Annotated in this window: 10 protein-coding genes; 4 read left to right on the top strand and 6 right to left on the bottom strand. The window is 67.2% G+C overall.

Going from position 1 to position 22,560, the window contains the following annotated elements; genetic code table 11:
- Positions 1–2: 2 nt before the first annotated feature.
- The 5 genes from TO66_RS22080 to TO66_RS22060 are packed head-to-tail and all read right to left on the bottom strand — an operon-like array spanning position 3 to position 6,340.
- Positions 3–839, bottom strand: coding sequence for an enoyl-CoA hydratase/isomerase family protein (locus TO66_RS22080; protein ID WP_044464263.1), 837 nt, complete (start codon positions 837–839; stop codon positions 3–5).
- On the bottom strand, positions 836–1,993 hold the full coding sequence (atuD, locus tag TO66_RS22075) for a citronellyl-CoA dehydrogenase (protein WP_044464262.1): 1,158 nt from the start codon (positions 1,991–1,993) through the stop codon (positions 836–838). Before atuD ends, TO66_RS22080 begins: the two co-directional genes overlap by 4 nt.
- A gap of 53 nt (positions 1,994–2,046) precedes the next feature.
- Positions 2,047–3,663, bottom strand: coding sequence for a geranyl-CoA carboxylase subunit beta (gene atuC, locus TO66_RS22070; RefSeq protein WP_044464261.1), 1,617 nt, complete (start codon positions 3,661–3,663; stop codon positions 2,047–2,049).
- A gap of 3 nt (positions 3,664–3,666) precedes the next feature.
- Positions 3,667–4,536: an SDR family oxidoreductase gene (locus tag TO66_RS22065; RefSeq protein WP_044464260.1), complete on the bottom strand. Its 870-nt coding sequence runs from the start codon at positions 4,534–4,536 to the stop codon at positions 3,667–3,669.
- Positions 4,526–6,340, bottom strand: a complete 1,815-nt coding sequence (locus TO66_RS22060; RefSeq protein ID WP_044464259.1) for an acyclic terpene utilization AtuA family protein — start codon at positions 6,338–6,340, stop codon at positions 4,526–4,528. Before TO66_RS22060 ends, TO66_RS22065 begins: the two co-directional genes overlap by 11 nt.
- 196 nt (positions 6,341–6,536) lie before the next feature.
- Here TO66_RS22060 and TO66_RS22055 point away from each other — a divergent pair, with 196 nt between their 5' ends.
- From TO66_RS22055 to TO66_RS22045, 3 genes are all read left to right on the top strand, one after another.
- On the top strand, positions 6,537–7,160 hold the full coding sequence (locus TO66_RS22055) for a TetR/AcrR family transcriptional regulator (RefSeq protein ID WP_044464258.1): 624 nt from the start codon (positions 6,537–6,539) through the stop codon (positions 7,158–7,160).
- 110 nt (positions 7,161–7,270) lie between these two features.
- Positions 7,271–8,062, top strand: a complete 792-nt coding sequence (locus tag TO66_RS22050) for an ABC transporter substrate-binding protein (protein WP_044464257.1) — start codon at positions 7,271–7,273, stop codon at positions 8,060–8,062.
- A gap of 90 nt (positions 8,063–8,152) precedes the next feature.
- Entirely contained in the window at positions 8,153–8,482 is a 330-nt protein-coding gene (locus tag TO66_RS22045) for a hypothetical protein (protein ID WP_044464256.1), read from the top strand.
- Positions 8,483–8,541: 59 nt separating this feature from the next.
- On the opposite strand, the gene TO66_RS22040 is transcribed toward TO66_RS22045, so the two are convergent.
- Positions 8,542–9,090 (bottom strand): RNA polymerase factor sigma-70, encoded by a 549-nt coding sequence (locus TO66_RS22040; RefSeq protein WP_044464255.1) that lies wholly within the window; start codon positions 9,088–9,090, stop codon positions 8,542–8,544.
- A 375-nt stretch (positions 9,091–9,465) separates the two neighbouring features.
- Here TO66_RS22040 and TO66_RS22035 point away from each other — a divergent pair, with 375 nt between their 5' ends.
- Positions 9,466–22,482 (top strand): non-ribosomal peptide synthetase, encoded by a 13,017-nt coding sequence (locus tag TO66_RS22035; protein WP_044464254.1) that lies wholly within the window; start codon positions 9,466–9,468, stop codon positions 22,480–22,482.
- Positions 22,483–22,560: the final 78 nt, after the last annotated feature.

Raw genomic sequence — 22,560 nt, 5'->3', positions numbered from 1 at the left:
GGTCAGATTCCTGAAGTCGGAGGTGTCTGCTTGGGAAGTGGTTCGCACGCCCACGCCGGTTTGCGCTTTTGCACGAAGGCCATGGTTCCCTCGATGCCTTCCGCGCCGGTGACGGCGGCGCCGAACTGCTCCGCGGCGCGGTCGAGCAAGGGCGCCAGCGGCTCTTCGGCGCTGGCCAGCAACAGCGCCTTGGTCGCGGCATTGGCCTCGGGGGCGCAGCACAGCACATGGGCCAGCACTTCATCCAGGCGTTCGGCCAGGGCCTGCGGGCCGTCTTCGACAAAATGCACCAGGCCCAGGCGCTCGGCTTCGATGCCGTCGAAACGCGCGGCGGTCAGTGCCAACCGGCGGGCCTGGGTCAGGCCGATACGCTTGACCACGAAGGGCGCGATTTGCGCCGGCAGCAGGCCGAGGCTGGTTTCCGGCAGGCCGAACTGCGCCTGCCGCTCGGCGATGGCGATATCGCTGACGCAGGCCAGGCCGAAGCCACCGCCCAGCACTGCGCCCTGCAACACAGCGATCAGCACCTGCGGAATATGTTGGGCCTCTTCCAGCAGGCTGCCGAACGCGCGGTTCAGGTCACGGTAGGCGCTGGCGCCCCGGGCGCGGGCGGCGGCCATGTCCTTCAGGTCGCCGCCGGCGCAGAAATGCCCGCCGGCGCCGCTCAGGACCAGGGCGCGAACGCCGCGGTCATCGCGCACCGCCGCCAGCACCGCGCGCAACTCGGCGACCATTTGCAGGCTCATGGCGTTGCGGCTGTCCGGCCGGTCGAGGGTGATATGCAGGACACCCCCGCGGGGCGCCAGCAACAGGGTTTCGCAGGCGGGCAGGCGGCTCATTGGCGTTTCCCCGGGAGGATGCCCATGAGTTTGCAGATGATGCCCAGCATGATTTCGTCGGCGCCGCCGCCGATCGACACCAGGCGCACGTCGCGGTAGGCGCGGGCCACCGGGTTGTCCCACATGAAGCCCATGCCGCCCCAGTATTGCAGGCAGCTGTCGCTGACTTCGCGGCCCAGGCGCCCGGCCTTGAGCTTGGCCATGGACGCCAGGCGGGTGACGTCCTGGCCGCGCACGTACTGCTCGGTGGCCTGGTACACCAGGGCGCGCAGGCATTCGATTTCGGTCGACAGCTCGGCCAGGCGGAAGTGGATCACCTGGTTGTCGATCAGGGCGTTGCCGAAGGTCTTGCGTTCCTTGCAGTAGGCGATGGTGCTGTCGACGCAATATTCCAGGCCCTTGATCATGTTGGCGGCGCCGAACAGCCGCTCTTCCTGGAATTGCAGCATCTGCATCATGAAGCCCGCGCCTTCGTGGCCGATGCGATAGCGCTGCGGTACCCGCACATTGTCGAAAAACACCTGGGCGGTTTCCGAGCTGCGCATGCCGAGCTTGTCCAGGTGCGGGCTGAGGCTGACGCCGGGGCTGTGCATCGGCACCATGATCAGCGACTTGTTGACGTGGGGCTTGTCGTCCGAGGTGTTGGCCAACAGGCAGATGAAGTCGGCGCTGGGGGAGTTGGTGATCCACATCTTGCTGCCGTTGATCACATAGTCGTCGCCGTCCTTGCGCGCGGTGGTCTTGAGCCCGGCCACGTCCGAGCCGGCGCCGACTTCGGAGACGCCGATGCAGCCGACCATCTCCCCGCTGATGGCCGGGCGCAGGAATTCCTCGCGCAGCTCGTCGGAGCCGAAGCGCGCCAGGGCCGGGGTGCACATGTCGGTCTGTACGCCGATGGACATCGGGATGCCGCCGCAGTGGATGGTGCCGAACTCTTCGGCGGCGACGATCGAATAGCTGTAGTCCAGGCCCATGCCGCCGAACTGCTCCGGCTTGGAGATGCCCAGCAGGCCCAGCTCGCCGGCCTTGCGGAAGATCTCGTGGATCGGGAAGCGCCCGGCCTTTTCCCACACCTCGACATGGGGGTTGATCTCGCGCTCGACGAAGTTGCGCACCGTGCGCCGCAGTTCCTCATGTTCCTGGGTGAAGATCATTTTTATGGTTCTCCTCAAGTTGAGTGACGCCATCCCTGAACCGGGTCGCCCGGTCAGAACCGCGCGACGCCGAAGCTGTTGGGGTGTAGCTGGCGCACCTCTGCCTCGTGGCAGATATCCAGCAGGTAACCGAGCAGGGTGCGGGTATCCCGCGGGTCGATCAGGCCGTCGTCCCACAGGTTGGCGCTGCCGTACAAAGCCGTGGACTGGCTGTCGAGTTTCTGCGCGGTGACCTGTTCCAACATATCCAGCATCTGCGGATCGGCGGCCTGGCCCTGCTTGGCATGCTTGGCCTCGGTAACGATGCGCAGCACCTTGCCGGCCTGGGCGCCGCCCATTACCGCGGTGCGGCTGTTGGGCCAGGCGAAGATGAAGCGCGGGTCCAGGCCGCGGCCGCACATGGCGTAGTTGCCGGCACCGTAGGAGCCGCCGACCACGACGGTCAGTTTCGGCACCCGGGCATTGGCCACCGCCTGGATCAGCTTGGCGCCGTGCTTGATCACGCCTTGCTGTTCCGACTCGGTGCCGACCATGAAGCCGGTGGTGTTGTGGAAGAACAGCAGCGGGGTGCCGCTCTGGTCGCACAGCTGGATGAACTGCGCGGCCTTGCTCGCGCCTTGGGGGGTGATCGGGCCGTTGTTGCCGATAAACCCGCAAGGGCGCCCCTGGATGTGCAGGTGGCCGCACAGGGTCTGCTGGTCGAACTCGCCCTTGAATTCGAGAAAATTCGAGCCGTCGGCGATGCGCGCGACGATTTCCCGGGCGTCATAGGGTTTTTTCGGGTCGTCGGGGATCAGCCCCAGCAGCTCGTCGATCGGGTACAGCGGCTCCGCGTAAGGGCGGGGTGGTTGCACCGGCAGCCGGGCATTCCATGGCAGGGCGGCGAGAATCTCACGCACGATGCGCACGCCGTCAGCGTCGTTTTCCGCCAGGTATTCCGCGGTCCCGGCCACCTGGGCATGCATCTCGGCGCCGCCCAGTTCCTCGTCGGTGGCCACTTCGCCGGTGGCCGCCTTGAGCAGCGGCGGCCCGGCGAGAAACAGTTTGGCCTTGCCGCGCACCACGATCACGTAATCCGAGAGCCCCGGCTGGTAGGCACCGCCGGCGGTGGCCGAGCCGTGCACTACGGTGATCTGCGGCAGGCCCATGGCCGACATGCGCGCCTGGTTGGCGAAGCTGCGCGCGCCTTCGACGAAGATCTCCGCCGCGTAGTTGAGGTTGGCGCCGCCGCTTTCGGCCAGGGTCACTACCGGCAGTTTGTTTTCCATGGCGATCTGTTGCAGGCGCAGGGATTTCTTCAGGCCGCTGGGGGAAATGGTGCCGCCCTTGATCGCGCTGTTGTTGGCCACCACCAGCACCCGCACTCCGCTGACGTAGCCGATGCCGGCGATCAGCCCGCCGCCGGCCTGGCTGCCGTCCTTGTCGTCGTGCAGCTTGTAGCCGGCCAGGCCCGCCAGTTCGAGAAAGGGCGCGCCGGGGTCCAGCAGCAGGTTGAGGCGTTCGCGAGGCAGCAGTTGCCCGCGCTTGTCGAACTTGGCCTTGGCCTCGGCGGCCTTGGCCAGCAGGTTCTGCTCCAGCTGGTGCAACTGCGCCAGGCCGGCCAGCATCGCCTCGCGGTTCTGCAGGTACTGCGGGCTGTGCGGATCGAGCTGGGAGTGGATGACGGGCATGTTTTACTCCTGGTCCTTGAGCACATCCGGCAGGTAGGCGCGGTGGAAGCCGTTGTAGGACTGGCTATGGGTCGCCTTGTGCAGGGGCCAGGCGCGGTTGCCGAGGCTGGCGGCGCCGTCGATGCGCAGGGTGCTGCCGCTGATGAAGGCCGCCGCGGGGCTGAGCAGGAAGACAATCGCGGCGCTGACTTCCGACTCGGTGCCGATGCGCTTGAGCGGCACGTGTTCGCGCAGGGTCGGGATCACTGCCTTGAACGCGCCTTCGTAGGTGTCCATGCCGCTGGAGGCGATCCAGCCCGGCGCCACGGCGTTGACCCGCACCCCGGCATGGCCCCATTCGAAGGCGGCGGTCTTGGTGAAGTTGTCCATTCCCGAACGCGCGGCGCCGGAGTGGCCCATGCCGGGCATGCCGCCCCACATGTCGGCGAGCATGTTGACGATACTGCCGCCGTGTTGGCTCATGGACTGGTTGAAGACTTCCCGGGCCATGAGGAAGCCGCCCACCAGGTTGGTGCGCAGCACGGTTTCGAAGCCCTTCTGATTGATCGAGGCCAGGGGCGCGGGGTATTGCCCGCCCGCGTTGTTGACCAGGCCATGCAAGGGGCCGTGCTCGCGGATCAGTTGCGCGACCAGGGCCTTGACCGCCTCTTCGTCGCGAATGTCGCAGGCCTGCGCGCTGGCCCGGCCGCCGTCCGCGGCGATCTCGGCGGCGACCGCTTCGAGCTTGTGCGCCTTGCGCCCCACCAGTAGCACATGGGCACCGAGGGCCGCCAGTTCATGGGCGGTGCAACGGCCGATGCCGCTGCCGCCGCCGGTGACGACAAGGGTCTGGCCGGCGAACAGGCCGGCCTTGAAAATCGAGTCATACGCCACGGCGGTCATCCTTTTGGTTAACGGCGTCATAGATGCCCTGCGGCACCGGGATCTGGATTTCCAGCAATTGCTGGGCGAAGGCCTTGCCTTGCGGATCGATGCGCAGGCTGGCGACGCCGCCGCCGCCCAGGGCGTTTTCCAGCAGGAAGTTCAGGCTGTGGCTGCCGGGCAGATACCAGCGCTGGACCCGGCCATGCACCGGGTCCAGTACATGGCTCATCCAGTCCACCACCACCTCGGGTGTCAGGGCCTCGGCGATCCATGGCAGGTACTCGGGCGCGCGGGCCATGACCCCGATGTTGCTGTGGTTGCCCTTGTCGCCGGAGCGCGCCACCGCCAGCTTGACCAGGGCCACGCTGGCATCGGCGCGCCCCGTGGGCCTGGCCACGGCATGGGGCGCCGGCAGGGCGCCGGAGTCGAGGCTGTCCAGTTCGGGCAGCTCGACCCGGTGACGCTGGCCGGCCAGCTCGACCTCCAGGGTGCAGGCGCTCTTGTCGATCAGGAACGAGAACAGGCGGATCAATGGATACACCGTGGGCCGCCCGCCGACGATCCCGGTCAGCCCTGGGGCCATGCCCGTGGCGGCCTGGGCGATCTCCCGGGAAAACAGCAGCAGGGCGCGCTTGTCCGGATGGCGCACGGCGAGCTTGATCACCACTTCGCGGCTGTCGTGGCGCTGGCCGTGGGGGCCATAGGTGGCTTCGCTGCCGAGCAGTTCGATATGCACTTCGCTGTAGGGCGCCCAGCCGCGCTGGCCGAACATTTCCGTGGTCTTGTCGATGATCGCCTGGCTGACCCGGCGCGCCTTGGCCACCGCGTCGATGCCGGCGATCAGGCAACTGGCGGTGCAGCGGAAACCGTCCGGGTAGGTGGCGCTGACCTTGTACTGGCGGGTGGGCGGCAGGCCCCTGGCGCCGTGCACGCTGACCGCGTGCTTGCCCTGCTGGCGCAGCTTGACCTGGGTGAAGTCGCAGACCACGTCGGGCAGCAGGTAGGCCCGCGGGTCGCCGATCTCGTAGAGCAGCTGTTCGCCAACGGTCAGCGGCGTCACCAGCCCGCCGGAGCCCTCGGGCTTGCTGACCACGAACTGGCCGTCGGCGCTGACTTCGACGATGGGAAAGCCGATGTGTTCGTAGTCCGGCACATCGCGCCAGTCGGTGAAGTTGCCGCCGGTGCACTGCGCGCCGCACTCGATGATATGCCCGGCGAGGGCGGCCTGGGCGAGTTTGTCGTAGTCGTGCCAGGACCAGCCGAACTCATGCACCAGGGCGGCGCTGACCACCGCGCTGTCGACCACGCGGCCGGTGATGACAATGTCCGCGCCGAGCTCCAGGGCGGCGACTATCCCGGGGGCGCCGAGGTAGGCATTGGTGGACACGCACAGCGGCGGCAGCGGCGCGCCGGTGAACATTTCATGGAGGCCGGCGCCGCTCAGTCGCTTGAGTTGCGGTTGCAGATCGTCGCCCAGCAGCACGGCGATTTTCAGGGCGACGCCGGCCTGGTCGCAGGCTGCTTGCAGGGCCGCCGCACAGGCCTGCGGATTGACCCCGCCGGCATTGCTGATCACCCGGATGCCCTGGTGGGCGATGGCGCCCAGCAGCGGGGCCAGCACCTCGACAAAATCCGTGGCGTAGCCGGCGGTGGCGTCCTTCATCCGCGCTCCGGCCATGATCGACATCGTGATCTCGGCCAGGTAGTCGAACACCAGGTAATCCAGGCGGCCGCCTTGCACCAACTGTTCGGCGGCACTCGAGGTGTCGCCCCAGAAGGCGCTGGCACAGCCGATGCGCAAGGTCTTGGTCATGGCGCTGCTCTCGGTCAAAGACGCAATGAAAGAACTGCTGGCGAGACTACCAAGCAAGCGCTTGGTTTGTAAACGCTGGAAATATCTTCTCCCCAAGCGCTTGCTTGGTCGCCCCCGCAGGCTTAAATTGCGCGCGCCACCTCCCGTTTCAGCGGGCTGCGCCGCATAACGATCGAGCGAATGTAGGAGAGAAGCCGTGGATGAGCAAAAAGCGCTGCTGGTCATGCGCCAACTGGTCGCCAACGGACAGCTGACCGATCCGGACAGTGCCCGCGGCAAGCTGCTGCAAACCGCGGCCCACCTGTTTCGCAATAAAGGCTACGAACGCACCACGGTGCGCGACCTGGCCGGCGCGGTGGGCATCCAGTCGGGCAGCATCTTTCATCACTTCAAGAGCAAGGACGACATCCTGCGCGCGGTGATGGAAGAAACCATCCACTACAACACCGCCCTGATGCGCGCCGAGCTGGCCGAGGCGCGCGACGTGCGCGAGCGGGTGCTGGCGCTGATCCGCTGCGAGCTGCAATCGATCATGGGCGGCAGCGGCGAAGCCATGGCGGTGCTGGTCTACGAATGGCGCTCGCTGTCGGCCCAGGGCCAGGCCGACGTCCTGGCGCTGCGCGACATCTATGAGCAGATCTGGCTGCAGGTGCTGGGCGAGGCCAAGACGGCCGGTTTCATCAAGGGCGATGTGTTCATCACCCGGCGCTTTCTTACCGGGGCGCTGTCCTGGACCACCACCTGGTTTCGCCCCGATGGCAGCATGACCCTCGAACAGCTGGCCGAAGAAGCCCTGACCCTGATCCTCAAGGACGTGTGAGTGTTTCGCGCAAGTAATTAATTATTCGACGGAAAGTTGTCGAAGCGGGCGAAACGGCCTAGCTTGAATGCAATATCTTGTGTCTTTCTCTCTTGAGGTGAGTGGTCTTGATGTCTTCGCCAATGCGGACGGCTGTACGAATTCTGTTGTGGTTGTCGGCTTGTCTGATGGCTTTCCCGCTCAGCGCCGCGCAACTGGTGCGAGTGGGCGCGGCACATTTTCCTCCTTATACCGTGCGGCCCGAGCAGGGCGCCGACACCGGCCTGCTGCCGCAACTGGTGGAAGCCTTGAACGCGCTGCAAAGCGACTATCAGTTCGTGCTGGTGCCGACCTCGATTCCCCGGCGGTTCCGCGACTTCGAGCAGGGCCGCGTCGACATGGCGATTTTCGAGAATCCGGCCTGGGGCTGGCAGAACATTCCTCATATCAACGTCGACATGGGCCTGGAAGATGCCGAAATCTTTGTCGCCCAGCGTGAGCCCGGCCGGGGCCAGGAGTATTTCGCCGACCTCAAGGGCAAGCGCCTGGCCTTGTTCAGCGGTTACCACTACGCCTTCGCCAACTTCAATGCCGACCCCAAGTATCTGGCCGAGACCTACAACGCGACCCTGACCTATTCCCATGACAGCAACCTGCTGATGGTGTTGCGCGGGCGCGCCGACATTGCCTTGATCACCCGTTCCTACCTCAGCGACTTCCTCTCGCACAACCTCGACAGCGCGCAACAGTTGATGGCCTCCGAGCGCATCGATCAGGTCTATCACCACTACGCCCTGATTCGCCCGAATGCGGCGATCAGCGGCGACGACTTCGCGAAACTGCTGGGGCGCCTGCGCGACAGCGGCGAGTTGCTGAAGATTTTCGATCCCTACCGCATCGTGGTCATGCCTCCGGCCAAATGACCCCGGCGGCCGGCTTGTCCGCGGCCGGCCTAAATTTCCCTGCGCGGCTCACGTCACTTGCTTGAACCCTGACGACGTCGAGCCCGTGCCATGTCCTCTTTCGACACACCGCCTGCCGTGGCCCTTGCCGACACCTGTCGTTGCGCCGCTGCCGGCCCTCAAGCGCTGCGCGACGAGTGGATGGCCGGCTGGTTGTCGGCGCTGGTGCATTCGCTGTACCTGGACCAGGAGTCGTCCGAGGCGGCGCCGGGCGAGGCCGACGGCACGCCCGACGATGCGCAGGAGCGTTGCCTGCATTGCCAGCGGCCCTTCGATTTTTCCCACAAGCGTGCGGCCTTGCTGATTCTCGCGCAGAGGCAGGGTGTCGAGCAGCGGCGGGTGATCGAGCAGGCCTGGGGCAAGCGCGCCTGTTCGCGGTAGCGCCGTGGCGGTGCCGGGCTATCGCGAGCAGGTGGGGGAGAGGGGGAGGGTAGTGCGGATCAGTGACGGGCGCAGGTGTCGGCACGAGTGCCCGAGACCTTGCGGCAATGCACCAGTGCGTCGCGGATCATGAAGTTCACCAGGGTCGGCGACACCCCGAGCTCCTTGGCGATGTCCTTTTGCGGCACGCCATGCAGGCGATACATCTCGAAGGCGTAGCGGGTGCGGCTGGGCAGCTCCGTCAGCGCATCGGCGATGTGTTCCAGGGTCGAGAAATTGATGTGGGAGGTTTCCGGCGACGCACCCTGCACGACCACATTCAAGCCCTCTTCTTCAGTGCCCGAATACTTCTGTTCCAGCGCCTGCTTGCGATAGTGGTCGATCGCCAGGTTGCGCACGATCTGGAACAGATAACTCAGCTGGGCCTTGAACGACGACGTGATCTGCGGTGCCGACTGCAGCCGGAAGAAGGCGTCCTGCACCACGTCTTCGGCGCGGGAGCGGCAGCCGGTAATGCGCGCCGCGATCTTGACCAGGATCAGGCGGTTATCGACAAAAGCCTGGAGTAGCGGTGAATCGCACCTGCTTGTGGACACTTGTTCCGTCATGGAAATCACCTTGCTGCAAAAGGGGAGTAGGACGACTTAAAAATCAGATTCGTCCTACACAACGAGCGACAAATTATGTTGAATGATAATGATTGTCAATTGAGAAAGAGAATTAATGATCCTCTTTGGTGCAGCGTGCGAACTGCGGCTCGTTGTCGCATCCCGTAGCGGCGTCCAGGAGCAGCGTGCGGACTAATTATTTCAAGATGTCATCCGTTCTCATTGGAGAAAGGTTCCGGGTGAAAAAAGCCCTCGCAGCCGTCTCCAGATACTCCGTCTTGAGGGTAGGGGCCTTTATTTTTCAAAGGTTTATGTAACGGTCGCGGCCCTGGCTCGCGGCTCTACGTGCAAGCACAATCCGCGCAGGAAAACCCCATGATGGACGCGTTCGAACTCCCCAGCACTCTGGCTCAAGCCCTTCAACGCCGGGCGGCGCAGACCCCCGATCAAGTGGCCTTGCGCTTTCTTGCCGAAGAGCAGGATCAGAACGTGGTCCTCAGCTACAGCGACCTGGACCGGCGCGCCCGGACCATCGCCGCAGCGCTGCAAGCCAACGCCGGGCTGGGCGATCGCGCGGTGCTGCTGTTCCCCAGCGGCCCGGACTATGTCGCGGCCTTTTTCGCCTGCCTGTATGCCGGCGTCATCGCGGTGCCGGCCTATCCGCCGGAGTCGAGCCGGCGCCATCACCAGGAGCGGCTGATCTCGATCATCGCCGACGCCGAGCCGCGGTTGCTGCTGACCAGCGGCGGGTTGCGCGACTCCCTGGCGCAGATGGACGCACTGCAAGGTGCCGCTGCGCCGCAGCTGCTCTGCGTGGACAGCCTGCCAGCCAGCCTGGCCGAAGGCTGGAGCCCGATCGAGTTGCAGGGCGACGACATCGCCTTCCTGCAATACACCTCCGGTTCCACGGCGTTGCCCAAGGGCGTGCAAGTCAGCCACGGCAACCTGGTGGCCAACGAGCTGCTGATCCGCCGCGGCTTCGGCATCGACCTCAACCCGGACGACGTGATCGTCAGCTGGCTGCCGCTGTACCACGACATGGGGCTGATCGGCGGCCTGCTGCAACCGATCTTCAGCGGCGTGCCCTGCGTGTTGATGTCGCCGGCGTATTTCCTCGGCCGGCCGTTGCGCTGGCTGGAGGCGATCAGTGAATACGGCGGCACCATCAGCGGCGGTCCGGACTTCGCCTACCGCCTGTGCAGCGAGCGGGTCAGCGAGTCGGCGCTGGAACGCCTCGATCTCAGCCGCTGGCGCGTGGCCTATTCCGGGTCCGAGCCGATCCGCCTGGACACCCTGGAGCGCTTCGCTGAGAAGTTCGCCGCCTGCGGTTTCACCCCGAATCAGTTCTTCGCTTCCTATGGCCTGGCCGAAGCCACCCTGTTCGTCGCCGGCGGCACCCGCGGTCAGGGCATCCCGGCCCTGCGCCTGGACGAGCAGGCCCTGGCGCAGAACCGCGCCGAGCCGGGCAACGGCAACGCCATGATGAGCTGCGGCACCAGCCAGCCCGAGCACGCGGTGCTGATCGTCGAGCCCAACAGCCTGGCCGAACTGGCAGAGAACTTGGTGGGCGAAGTCTGGGCCGCCGGCCCGAGCATCGCCCACGGCTACTGGCGCAACCCCGAGGCCACGGCCAAGACCTTCGTCCAGCACGCCGGCCGGACCTGGCTGCGCACCGGCGACCTGGGTTTCATGCGCGGTGGCGAGCTGTTCATCACCGGCCGCTTGAAAGACATGCTGATCGTGCGCGGGCACAACCTTTATCCACAGGACATCGAGCAAACCATCGAGCGGGAAGTCGAGGTGGTGCGCAAGGGCCGGGTCGCGGCGTTCGCCGTCAGCGACCAGGGTCAGGAAGGCATCGGCATCGCCGCGGAAATCAGCCGCAGCGTGCAGAAGATCCTCACGCCCGACGCGCTGATCAAACTGATCCGCCAGACCGTGGCCGAGGCCTACCAGGAAGCGCCGAGCGTGGTGGTATTGCTCAACCCCGGCGCGTTGCCCAAGACCTCCAGCGGCAAGTTGCAGCGCTCCGCCTGCCGCAACCGCCTGGCCGATGGCAGCCTCGACAGCTATGCGGTCTTCCCCGACTGCCAGGCGGCGAAGAGCGAGGCCGGCGGCGACACCGCCAGTGCACTGCAAGACCTGGTCGGCCGCATCTGGCGCGAGCAGCTGCAGGTCGAGCAGGTGGCGAGCGACGATCACTTCTTCCTGCTGGGCGGCAACTCCATCGCCGCGACCCAGGTGGTGGCACGCCTGCGCGAAGAACTCGGCCTGGAGCTGAACCTGCGCCTGCTGTTCGAGGCGCCGACCCTGGGGGCCTTCGCCGCCCGGGTGGCGCAGTTGCAACAGGACGGCGGCCTGGCCCAGGGCAGCATCCATGCCTTGCCGCGCAGCGAGGCACTGCCGCAGTCCCTGGCGCAGAACCGTCTGTGGATCACCTGGCAGCTCGACCCGCAGAGCAGCGCCTACAACATTCCCGGCGGCCTGCGCCTGCGCGGCGAGCTGGACCCGCACGCCCTGCGCGCCAGCTTCCAGCACCTGATCGAGCGTCACGAATCCCTGCGCACGCGGTTTTTCGAGCGCGACGGCCAGGCGCTGCAACAGGTGCTGCCGGCCGGCGAATTCGACCTGCGCACGATCGACCTCAGCGACCTGCCGCCGGCCGAGCGCGAGGCGCGGGCGCAGCAGATCCGCGAGGACGAGGCCCGCACCCGGTTCGACCTGGAGCAGGGCCCGCTGCTGTGGGTGACCCTGGTGCGCCTCGACGACGAGGAACACCTGTTGCTGGTGACCCTGCACCACATCATCGCCGACGGCTGGTCGCTGAATGTGCTGATCGATGAGTTCTCGCGGCTGTATGCCGGTGCGTCCCAGGGCCAGGCGGTGGCGTTGGCGCCATTGCCGTTGCAGTACGCCGACTACGGCAGCTGGCAGCGCCAGTGGCTGGCCGAGGGCGAAGGCGAGCGGCAACTGGCCTACTGGAAACAGCGGTTAGGCGACGAGCACCCGAGCCTGGGCCTGGCCACCGATCACCCGCGTTCGGCGCAACAGCAACACAGCGCCGCGCGCCACAGCCTGCGCCTGGGGGCGAGCCTGAGCGAGGCGATTCGCCAGACTGCCCAGGCCCATGAATCCACACCGTTCATGCTGTTGCTCACGGCGTTCCAGAGCCTGCTGCATCGCTACAGCGGCCAGCGCGATATTCGCATCGGCGTGCCCAACGCCAACCGTCCGCGCCTGGAAACCCAGGGCCTGATCGGCTTCTTTATCAACACCCTGGTGCTGCGTGCCGAGGTGCAAGGCCGCCTGCCATTCGTCGAGCTGCTGGCGCACACCCGCCAGGCCGCGCTACAGGCCCAGGCCCACCAGGACCTGCCGTTCGAGCAACTGCTCGAAGCCTTCCCCCAGGCCCGGGAACAGGGGCTGTTCCAGGTCATGTTCAACCACCAGCAGCGTGACCTCAGTGCCCTGCGCCGCTTGCCCGGGCTGCTGGCCGAAGAACTGCCGTGGCACAGCCGCGAGGCCAAGTTCGACCTGCAACTGCACAGCGAGGAAGACCGCAACGGCCGCCTCAGCCTGTCCTTCGACTACGCCAACGAGCTGTTCAAGGCCGCGACCATCGAGCGTCTGGCCGAGCATTTCGTCAGCCTGCTGCGCGCCGCTTGCGAGCGTCCGCAAACCGCCATCGCCGATCTGCCGTTGCTCAACCCCTGCGAGCAGGCGCAGCAGCACCAGTGGGGCGAAGCACCGTGCGCGCCGGCCAGCCAGTGGCTGCCGGAGCTGCTGGAGCATCAGGCGCAACTGACCCCGGAGCGCACCGCGCTGCTGTGGGAGGGCGGTGAGCTGAGCTTCGCCGAGCTGCACGCCCAGGCCAACCGCCTGGCCCATTACCTGCGCGACAAGGGCGTCGGCCCGGATGTGTGCGTGGCGATTGCCGCCGAGCGTTCGCCACAATTGCTGATCGGCCTGCTGGCGATCCTCAAGGCCGGCGGCGCCTATGTGCCGCTGGACCCGGACTACCCGGCCGAGCGCCTGGCCTACATGCTGGCCGACAGCGGCGTCGCGCTGCTGCTGACCCAGACCCATCTGCTCGAACGCCTGCCCCGAGCCGCGGGCGTCAGCGCCATCGCCATGGACAGCCTCAAGCTCGACAACTGGCCGAGCCACGCGCCGGGCCTGCACCTGCACGGCGACAACCTGGCCTATGTGATCTACACCTCCGGTTCCACCGGCCAGCCCAAGGGCGTGGGCAACACCCATGCGGCCCTGAGCGAACGCTTGCAGTGGATGCAGGACACTTACCGCCTGGACGCCAGCGACGTGCTGATGCAAAAGGCCCCGATCAGCTTCGACGTGTCGGTGTGGGAGTGCTTCTGGCCGCTGATCACCGGCTGCCGCCTGCTGCTGGCGGCGCCGGGCGAACACCGCGATCCGCATCGCATCGCCCAGTTGGTACAGCACTACGGCGTGACCACGCTGCACTTCGTGCCGCCGCTGTTGCAGCTGTTCGTCGACGAGCCGCTGGCCGCTGGATGCAGCAGCTTGCGCCGGGTGTTCTCCGGGGGCGAAGCCCTGCCGGCCGAGCTGCGCGACCGCCTGCTGGCGCAGCTGCCCGATACCCAGTTGCACAACCGCTATGGCCCGACCGAAACCGCGATCAACGTCACCCACTGGCAGTGCCGGAGCAGCGATGGCGAGCGTTCGCCCATCGGCCGCCCGCTGGGCAACGTGGTCTGCCGGGTGCTGGACGCCGACCTCAACCCGGTGCCGGCCGGGGTGCCGGGCGAGCTGTGCATTGCCGGCAGCGGCCTGGCCCGGGGCTACCTCGGGCGGCCGGGGCTGAGCGCCGAGCGTTTTGTGGTCGACCCGCTGAGCACCGAGGGTGCGCGCCTGTACCGCACCGGCGACCGCGTGCGCTGGGGCGCCGACGGTGCGCTGGAATACCTCGGCCGCCTCGATCAGCAGGTCAAGCTGCGCGGTTTTCGCGTCGAACCCCAGGAAATCGAAGCACGGCTGCTGGCCCAGGCCGGCGTGGCCCAGGCCGCAGTGCTGGTGCGCGAGACCGCGGCCGGCGCGCAGTTGATCGGCTACTACACCGCGAGCGTCGCCGGGGAGGATGAGGCCGCGCAGAACGAGCGCCTGAAAACCGCCCTGGCCAGCGAGCTGCCGGAATATATGGTGCCGGCGCAACTGCTGCGCCTGGACGCGATGCCCCTGAGCCCGAGCGGCAAGCTCGACCGCCGCGCCTTGCCCGAGCCGCAGTGGCAGGTACGCGAACACGTCGAGCCGGCGACCGAGCTGCAACGGCAGATCGCGGCGATCTGGCGCGAGGTGCTGGGCCTGCAACGCATTGGCCTGCGCGACGACTTCTTCGCCCTGGGCGGCCACTCGCTGCTGGCGACCCAGATCATTTCCCGCACCCGCCAGGCCTGCGACGTCGAGTTGCCGCTGCGGGCGCTGTTCGAAGCCAGCGAGCTGGGCGACTTCGCCGAGCAGGTGCGGCTGATCCAGGAAGCCGGCCAGCGTAACCAGCAGTTGCCGATCGCCAAGGTCGACCGCAGCGCGCCTGTGCCGCTGTCGTATTCCCAGCAGCGCATGTGGTTCCTCTGGCAGATGGAGCCGGACAGCCCGGCCTACAACGTTGGCGGCATGGCGCGCTTCAAGGGCGTGCTGGATGTCGGGCGGTTCGAGGCGGCGTTGCAGGCGTTGATCCTGCGCCATGAAACCCTGCGCACCACTTTCCCCAGCGTCGATGGCGTGGCCCGGCAACGGGTGCACGCGGAAACCGGCGTGCGCATGGCCTGGAAGGATTTCTCGGCCCTGGATGCCGCCAGCCGCGAGCAACGCCTGCAACAGCTGGCCGACAGCGAAGCGCACCTGCCGTTCGACCTGGAGACCGGCCCGCTGCTGCGCGCCTGCCTGGTCAAGGCGGCGGAGCAGGAGCACTACTTCGTGCTGACCCTGCACCACATCGTCACCGAAGGCTGGGCGATGGACATCTTCGCCCGCGAGCTGAGCGCGCTGTACGAAGCCTTTGTCGACGACCGTGACTCGCCGCTGGAGCCGCTGCCGGTGCAGTACCTGGACTACAGCGTCTGGCAACGGCAGTGGCTGGAATCCGGCGAGCGCCAGCGCCAGCTGGACTACTGGACCGCGCAGCTGGGCCACGAACACCCGCTGCTGGAACTGCCGGGCGACCGGCCGCGGCCGCCGGTGCAAAGCCACCAGGGCGAGCTGTACCGCTTCGACCTCAGCGACGAGCTGGCGGCGCGGGTGCGGCGCTTCAATGCTGAGAACGGCCTGACCCTGTTCATGACCATGACCGCCACCCTGGCGGTGCTGCTCTATCGCTACAGCGGCCAGACCGACCTGCGCATCGGCGCGCCGGTGGCCAACCGCATCCGCCCGGAAAGCGAAGGGCTGATCGGCGCCTTCCTCAATACCCAGGTGCTGCGTTGCCGGCTCGACGGGCAGATGAGCGTCGGCGAGTTGCTGGAGCAGGTACGGCATACGGTGATCGAGGGCCAGTCGCACCAGGACCTGCCGTTCGACCACCTGGTGGAAGCCCTGCAACCGCCGCGCAGCGCCGCCTACAACCCGCTGTTCCAGGTGATGTGCAACGTCCAGCGCTGGGAGTTCCAGCAGAGCCGCACCCTGGCCGGCATGACCGTGGAATACCTGGCCAACGACGCCCGGGCCACCAAGTTCGACCTCAACCTGGAAGTCACCGACCTCGACCACCGCCTGGGTTGCTGCCTGACCTACAGCACCGACCTGTTCGACGAACCGCGCATCGCGCGCATGGCCGCGCACTGGCGCAACCTGCTGGAAGCGCTGCTGGCCGACCCCGAGCGGCGCCTGAGTGAGTTGCCGCTGCTCGACAGCGCCGAGCAACAACAGCTGCTGGACAGCCTGGGCGTCGAGCCCGGCGTGCATCGCCTCGACCAGTGCATCCATCACTTGTTCAGCGAGCAGGCGCTGCTGCGCCCGGACGCCCCGGCCCTGACCTTCGCCGGGCAGACCCTGAGCTACGCCGAACTCGACGGCCGCGCCAACCGCCTGGCCTGGATGCTCCGCGAGCGCGGCGTCGGCCCGCAGGTGCGGGTAGGCCTGGCCCTGGAACGTTCGCTGGAAATGGTCGTCGGCCTGCTGGCGATCCTCAAGGCCGGCGGCGCCTATGTGCCGCTGGACCCGGAATACCCGCTGGACCGCCTGCACTACATGATCGAAGACAGTGGCATCGGCCTGCTGCTCAGCGACGCGGCGATGTTCGCCGCCCTCGGCGAGCTGCCGCCGACTGTGGCGCGCTGGTGCCTGGAGGAAGACGGCGCGCGACTGGCCGACTACCCGGCCGGTGAGCTGCCGTTTATCAGCCTGCCGCAGCACCAGGCGTACCTGATCTACACCTCCGGTTCCACCGGCAAGCCCAAGGGCGTGGTGGTGTCCCACGGCGAGATCGCCATGCACTGCCGCGCAGTGATCGAGCGTTTCGGCATGCGCCCGGACGACTGCGAGCTGCACTTCTATTCGATCAACTTCGATGCCGCCACCGAGCGCCTGCTGGTGCCGCTGCTCAGCGGTGCCCAGGTGGTGTTGCGCGCTCAGGGGCAATGGGACGCCGAAGCGATCTGCCAACTGATCCGCGAGCACCGCATCAATATCCTCGGTTTCACCCCGAGCTACGGCAGCCAGCTGGCGCAGTGGCTGGCGACCCAGGGCCAGACGCTGCCGGTGCGCATGTGCATCACTGGCGGCGAGGCGCTGACCGGCGAACACCTGAGCCGGATCCGCGCTGCCTTCCAGCCGAGCCTGTTCTTCAACGCCTACGGCCCCACCGAGACCGTGGTCATGCCGTTGGCCAGCCTGGCGCCGCAGCAGCTGGAGGAGGGCGTGGGCAGCGTGCCGATCGGCACGGTGATCGGCGATCGCGTGGCCTATATTCTCGACGCTGATCTGGCCCTGGTGCCCCAGGGCGCCACCGGCGAGCTGTATGTCGGCGGCGCCGGCCTGGCCCAGGGGTATCACCAGCGCCCGGGCATGAGTGCCGAGCGTTTTGTCGCCGACCCGTTCAGCGCGCAGGGCGGGCGCCTGTACCGTACCGGCGACCTGGTGCGCCAGTGCACCGACGGCCAGGTGGAATACATCGGCCGGGTCGACCATCAGGTGAAGATCCGCGGTTTCCGCATCGAGCTGGGGGAAATCGAAAGCCGCCTGCTGGAACATGACGCGGTGCGCGAAGCGGTGGTGCTGGCCCTGGACATGCCGGGCGGCAAACAGCTGGCCGGTTATCTAGTGACCGATGTCGCCGAGCAGGGCGACGAGGCCCAGGCAGAGCTGCGCGAGGCGCTCAAGGCCCAGTTGAAAACCCAGCTGCCGGACTACATGGTGCCGACCCACCTGATCCTGCTGGCGAGCATGCCGCTGACCGCCAACGGCAAGCTCGACCGCCGCGCCTTGCCGGCGCCGGACCTGGAGCTCAACCGCCAGCAGTACGTGGCGCCGAGCAGCGAACTGGAACGGACCCTGGCACAGATCTGGCGCGAGGTGCTGAACCTGTCGCAGGTCGGCCTGCACGACAACTTCTTCGAGCTGGGCGGCGATTCGATCCTGTCGATCCAGGTGGTCAGCCGCGCTCGCCAGCAGGGTATTCATTTCAGCCCACGCGACCTGTTCCAGCACCAGACCGTGCAGACCCTGGCCGCGGTGGCCAGCCGCAGCGAACAGATCGTCGCCGAGCAGGGACTGCTCAGTGGCGAGTCGGGCCTGACGCCGATCCAGCACTGGTTCTTCGACAGCGAAATCGCCGAGCGGCACCACTGGAACCAGGCCCTGTTGCTGGAGCCAACCCAGGCACTCGATGCCCGGCGCCTGGAACAGGCGCTGCAACAGGTGCTGGCCCAGCATGACGCCTTGCGCCTGCGTTTCACCCAGGTGGCCGGCCAGTGGCAGGCTGAGCATCAGCCGCTGGCCGAAGCGCCGCTGCTGGTGCCGCTGCGCGTGGACTCGATGGAACAGTGCACGGCACTGTTCGCCGAGGCTCAGCGCAGCCTCGACCTGGGCCACGGACCGCTGTGGCGCGCCCTGCTGGTGGACGGCCCGGACGGCCAGCAACGGCTGTTTATCGCCATCCACCACCTGGTGGTCGACGGCGTGTCCTGGCGCGTATTGCTGGAAGATCTACAGAGCGTGTATCGCCAGCTGGAAGCTCAGCAGACGCCGCGCCTGCCGGCGAAAACCAGCGCCTTGCGCGATTGGGCGTCCCGCCTGCTGGCCTATGCCGGCAGCGAGTCGCTGCGCGAAGAGTCGAGCTGGTGGCAGGACCAATTGGCCGGGCCGACGGTGGCGTTGCCGGTGCAGAACGCCGATGGCGGGCAGCAAAATAAACACGCCCGCAGCGTCAGCGTGACGCTCGACGCCGAGCGTACCCGGCAGCTGCTGCAACAGGCGCCGAGCGCCTACCGCACCCAGGTCAACGACCTGCTGCTGACCGCCCTGGCCCGCGTGCTGTGTCGCTGGACCGGCGAGGCATCGGCCTTGATCCAGCTCGAAGGCCACGGCCGCGAAGCCCTGTTCGACGAGATCGACCTGACCCGCACCGTCGGCTGGTTCACCAGCGCCTACCCGCTGCGCCTGACCCCGGTGGCGGTCGAAGCGGCGGCCGGGCAGGGCGCCTCGATCAAGGCGATCAAGGAGCAACTGCGCGCCGTACCGCACAAGGGCCTGGGTTATGGCGTGCTGCGCTACCTGGCCGAGGCGACGATCCGCCAGGGCATGGCGGCCCTGCCGCAGGCGCCGGTCACCTTCAACTACCTGGGGCAGTTCGACCAGAGCTTTGCCAGCGACGCGCTGTTCCGGCCGCTGGACGAGCCGCTGGGCGCCGCCCATTCGCCCGAGGCGCCGCTGCCCAACGAGCTGAGTGTCGACAGCCAGGTCTATGCCGGCCAGCTGGTGCTGCGCTGGACCTTCAGCGGCGAACGTTTCGACGTGCAGACCATCGACGCGCTGGCCCAGGCCTACCTCGACGAACTGCACAGCCTGATCGCCCATTGCCTGCAAGACGAGGCCGGTGGCCTGACGCCGTCGGACTTCCCCCTGGCGCGCCTGACCCAGGCGCAGCTGGACGCGCTGCCGGTGCCGGCCAGCGTGATCGAGGACGTCTACCCGCTGACCCCGATGCAGGAAGGCATGCTGCTGCACACCCTGCTGGAACCGGGCACCGGCCTGTACTACATGCAGGACCGCTACCGCATCAACAGCGAGCTGGACCCCGAGCGCTTCGCCCGGGCCTGGCAGGCGGTGGTGGCCCGTCACGAAGCCCTGCGCGCGTCCTTCTGCTGGAACGTCGGCGAAGCCATGCTGCAGGTGATCCACAAGCCGGGCAGCACGCCGGTCGAGTACCTGGACTGGAGCGCCGTGGCCGAGGCCGAGCAGGAACCGAAGCTGCAGGCGCTGCTGAAGAGCGAGCGCGAGGCCGGTTTCGATCTGCTCAACCAGGCGCCGTTCCACCTGCGCCTGATCCGCGTGGGCGCCGCGCGCTACTGGTTCATGATGAGCAACCACCACATCCTGATCGATGCCTGGTGCCGTTCGCTGCTGATGAACGACTTCTTCGAGGTCTACACCGCCCTCGGCGAGGGGCGCGAAGCCCAGCTGGCCGTGCCGAGCCGCTACCGCGACTACATCGGCTGGCTGCAACGCCAGAGCCTGGCCGAGGCGCGCCAGTGGTGGCAAGACAACTTGCGCGGCTTCGAGCGCACTACGCCGATTCCGAGCGACCGGCCGTTCCTGCGCGAACACGCCGGCGACAGCGGCGGCATGCTGGTCGGCGATTGCTACACCCGCCTGGATGCCCGCGACGGCGCGCAATTGCGTGAGCTGGCGCAGCAGCACCAGCTGACCGTCAACACCTTCGCCCAGGCGGCCTGGGCCCTGGTCCTGCGGCGCCTGAGCGGCGACCGCGACGTGCTGTTCGGCGTCACCGTGGCCGGGCGTCCGGTGGAGATGCCGCAGATGCAGCGCACCGTCGGCCTGTTCATCAACAGCATCGCGCTGCGGGTGAAACTGCCGGAAGACGGCCAGCGCTGCGGCGTGCGCCAGTGGCTCAGCGGCTTGCTGGACAGCAACATGCAGCTGCGCGAGTACGAGTACCTGCCGCTGGTGGCGATCCAGGAAAGCAGCGAACTGCCCAAGGGCCAGCCGCTGTTCGACAGCCTGTTCGTGTTCGAGAACGCGCCGGTGGAAGTCTCGGTGCTGGACCGGGCGCAAAGCCTGAACGCCACCTCGGATTCCGGCCGTACCCACACCAACTTCCCGATCACCGCGGTGTGCTACCCGGGGGACGACCTGGGGCTGCACCTGTCTTACGACCAGCGTTACTTCGAACGCGAGACCATCGAGCGCATGCTCGGCGAGTTCAAGCGCCTGCTGCTGGCGCTGGTGCAGGGCTTCCATGGCGACATGGCCGAGTTGCCGCTGCTGGGCGAAGAGGAGCAGGACTTCCTGCTCGCCGGCTGCAACCAGAGCGCGCGGGACTATCCGTTGCAGCGCAGCTACGTCGAGCTGTTCGAGGCCCAGGTGGCGGCGCATCCGCAACGCATCGCCGCCAGTTGCCAAGACCTGCAATACAGCTACGCCGAGCTGAACCAGCGCAGCAACCGCCTCGGCCATGCGCTGATCGCCCAGGGCGTGGGCCTGGACCAGCCGGTGGCGCTGCTGGCCGAACGCGGCCTGGAGCTGCTGGGCATGATCGTCGGCAGCTTCAAGGCCGGCGCCGGCTACCTGCCGCTGGATCCGGGCCTGCCGGGCCAGCGCCTGGCGCGGATCATCGAGCTCAGCCGCACGCCGCTGCTGGTGTGCAGCGCGGCCTGCCTGGAACAGGCGCGAGCCCTGCTCGACGAATTCGCCTGCGCCAACCGGCCGCGGCTATTGGTTTGGGACGAGGTCCAGGCGGGCGGCCATTCGCCGGAAAACCCGGGCGTCTACAGCGGCCCGGATAACCTGGCCTACGTGATCTACACCTCGGGCTCCACCGGCCTGCCGAAAGGCGTGATGGTCGAGCAGCGCGGCATGCTCAACAACCAGCTGAGCAAGGTGCCGTACCTGCAATTGAGCGAAGCCGACATGATCGCCCAGACCGCGTCGCAGAGCTTCGACATCTCTGTCTGGCAGTTCCTCGCCGCGCCGCTGTTCGGTGCGCGGGTGGACATCGTGCCGAACACCATCGCCCATGACCCGCAAGGCTTGCTGGCCCATGTGCAGGCGCAGGGCATCACGGTGCTGGAGAGCGTGCCGTCGCTGATCCAGGGCATGCTCGCCCAGGACAGCATCGATCTCGACAGCCTGCGCTGGATGCTGCCGACCGGCGAGGCGATGCCGCCGGAGCTGGCGCACCAATGGCTGTTGCGTTATCCACAGGTCGGCCTGGTCAACGCCTATGGTCCGGCCGAGTGCTCCGACGATGTGGCCTTCTACCGCGTCGATATGGCCTCGACCCGTGGCAGCTACCTGCCGATCGGCACGCCCACCGACAACAACCGCCTGTACCTGATGGACGGCGCGCTGCAACTGGTGCCGCTGGGCGCGGTGGGCGAGCTGTGCGTGGCCGGGACCGGGGTCGGCCGCGGTTATGTCAGCGACCCGCTGCGCACCGCCCAGGTGTTCGTGCCGCATCCGTTCGGGGCTCCGGGCGAACGCCTGTACCGCACCGGCGACCTGGCCCGGCGCCGCGCCGATGGCGTGCTGGAATACGTCGGGCGCATCGACCATCAGGTGAAGATCCGCGGCTACCGCATCGAACTGGGGGAAATCGAAGCGCGCCTGCACGAACAGCCGGAAGTCCGCGATGCGGCGGTCGGGGTGCAGGAAGGGGTCAATGGCAAGCACCTGGTGGGCTATCTGGTGGCCAGTGACTCGGCTCTCAGTCCGAGCGAACGCCTGGAACGCATCAAGCAGCGCCTGCGTGCCGAGTTGCCGGAATACATGGTGCCGCTGCACTGGCTGTGGCTGGAGCGCCTGCCGCTCAACGCCAACGGCAAGCTCGACCGCAAGGCCCTGCCGGCCCTGGAGATCGGCCAGTTGCAGAGCACCGACTACCTGGCGCCGCGCAGCGAGCTGGAACAGACCCTGGCCGATATCTGGGCCGAGGTGCTCAAGGTCGAGCAGGTGGGCGTGCGCGACAACTTCTTCGAGCTGGGCGGGCATTCGCTGCTGGCCACGCAGATCGCCTCGCGGGTGCAGAAGGCCCTGCAACGCAACGTGCCGCTGCGGGCCATGTTCGAGTGCAGCACGGTGGAGGAACTGGCGCACTACATCGATGGCCTGGCGAACAGTGAAATCAACGAGGAGAAGGTCGATCGGCTGAGCGATCTGATGGCGGAGCTGGAGGGGCTGTAACACCGCCTCTTTAGCTCTTTGGCAAACAGGCCCGCGTCTACGCTGTAGGCGCGGGCCTGCTCGTCATGGGTTGTCAGG

Source organism: Pseudomonas sp. MRSN 12121, assembly GCF_000931465.1.
In the GTDB taxonomy this organism is placed as follows: domain Bacteria; phylum Pseudomonadota; class Gammaproteobacteria; order Pseudomonadales; family Pseudomonadaceae; genus Aquipseudomonas.
This window is presented reverse-complemented; position numbering and strand designations above follow the sequence as displayed.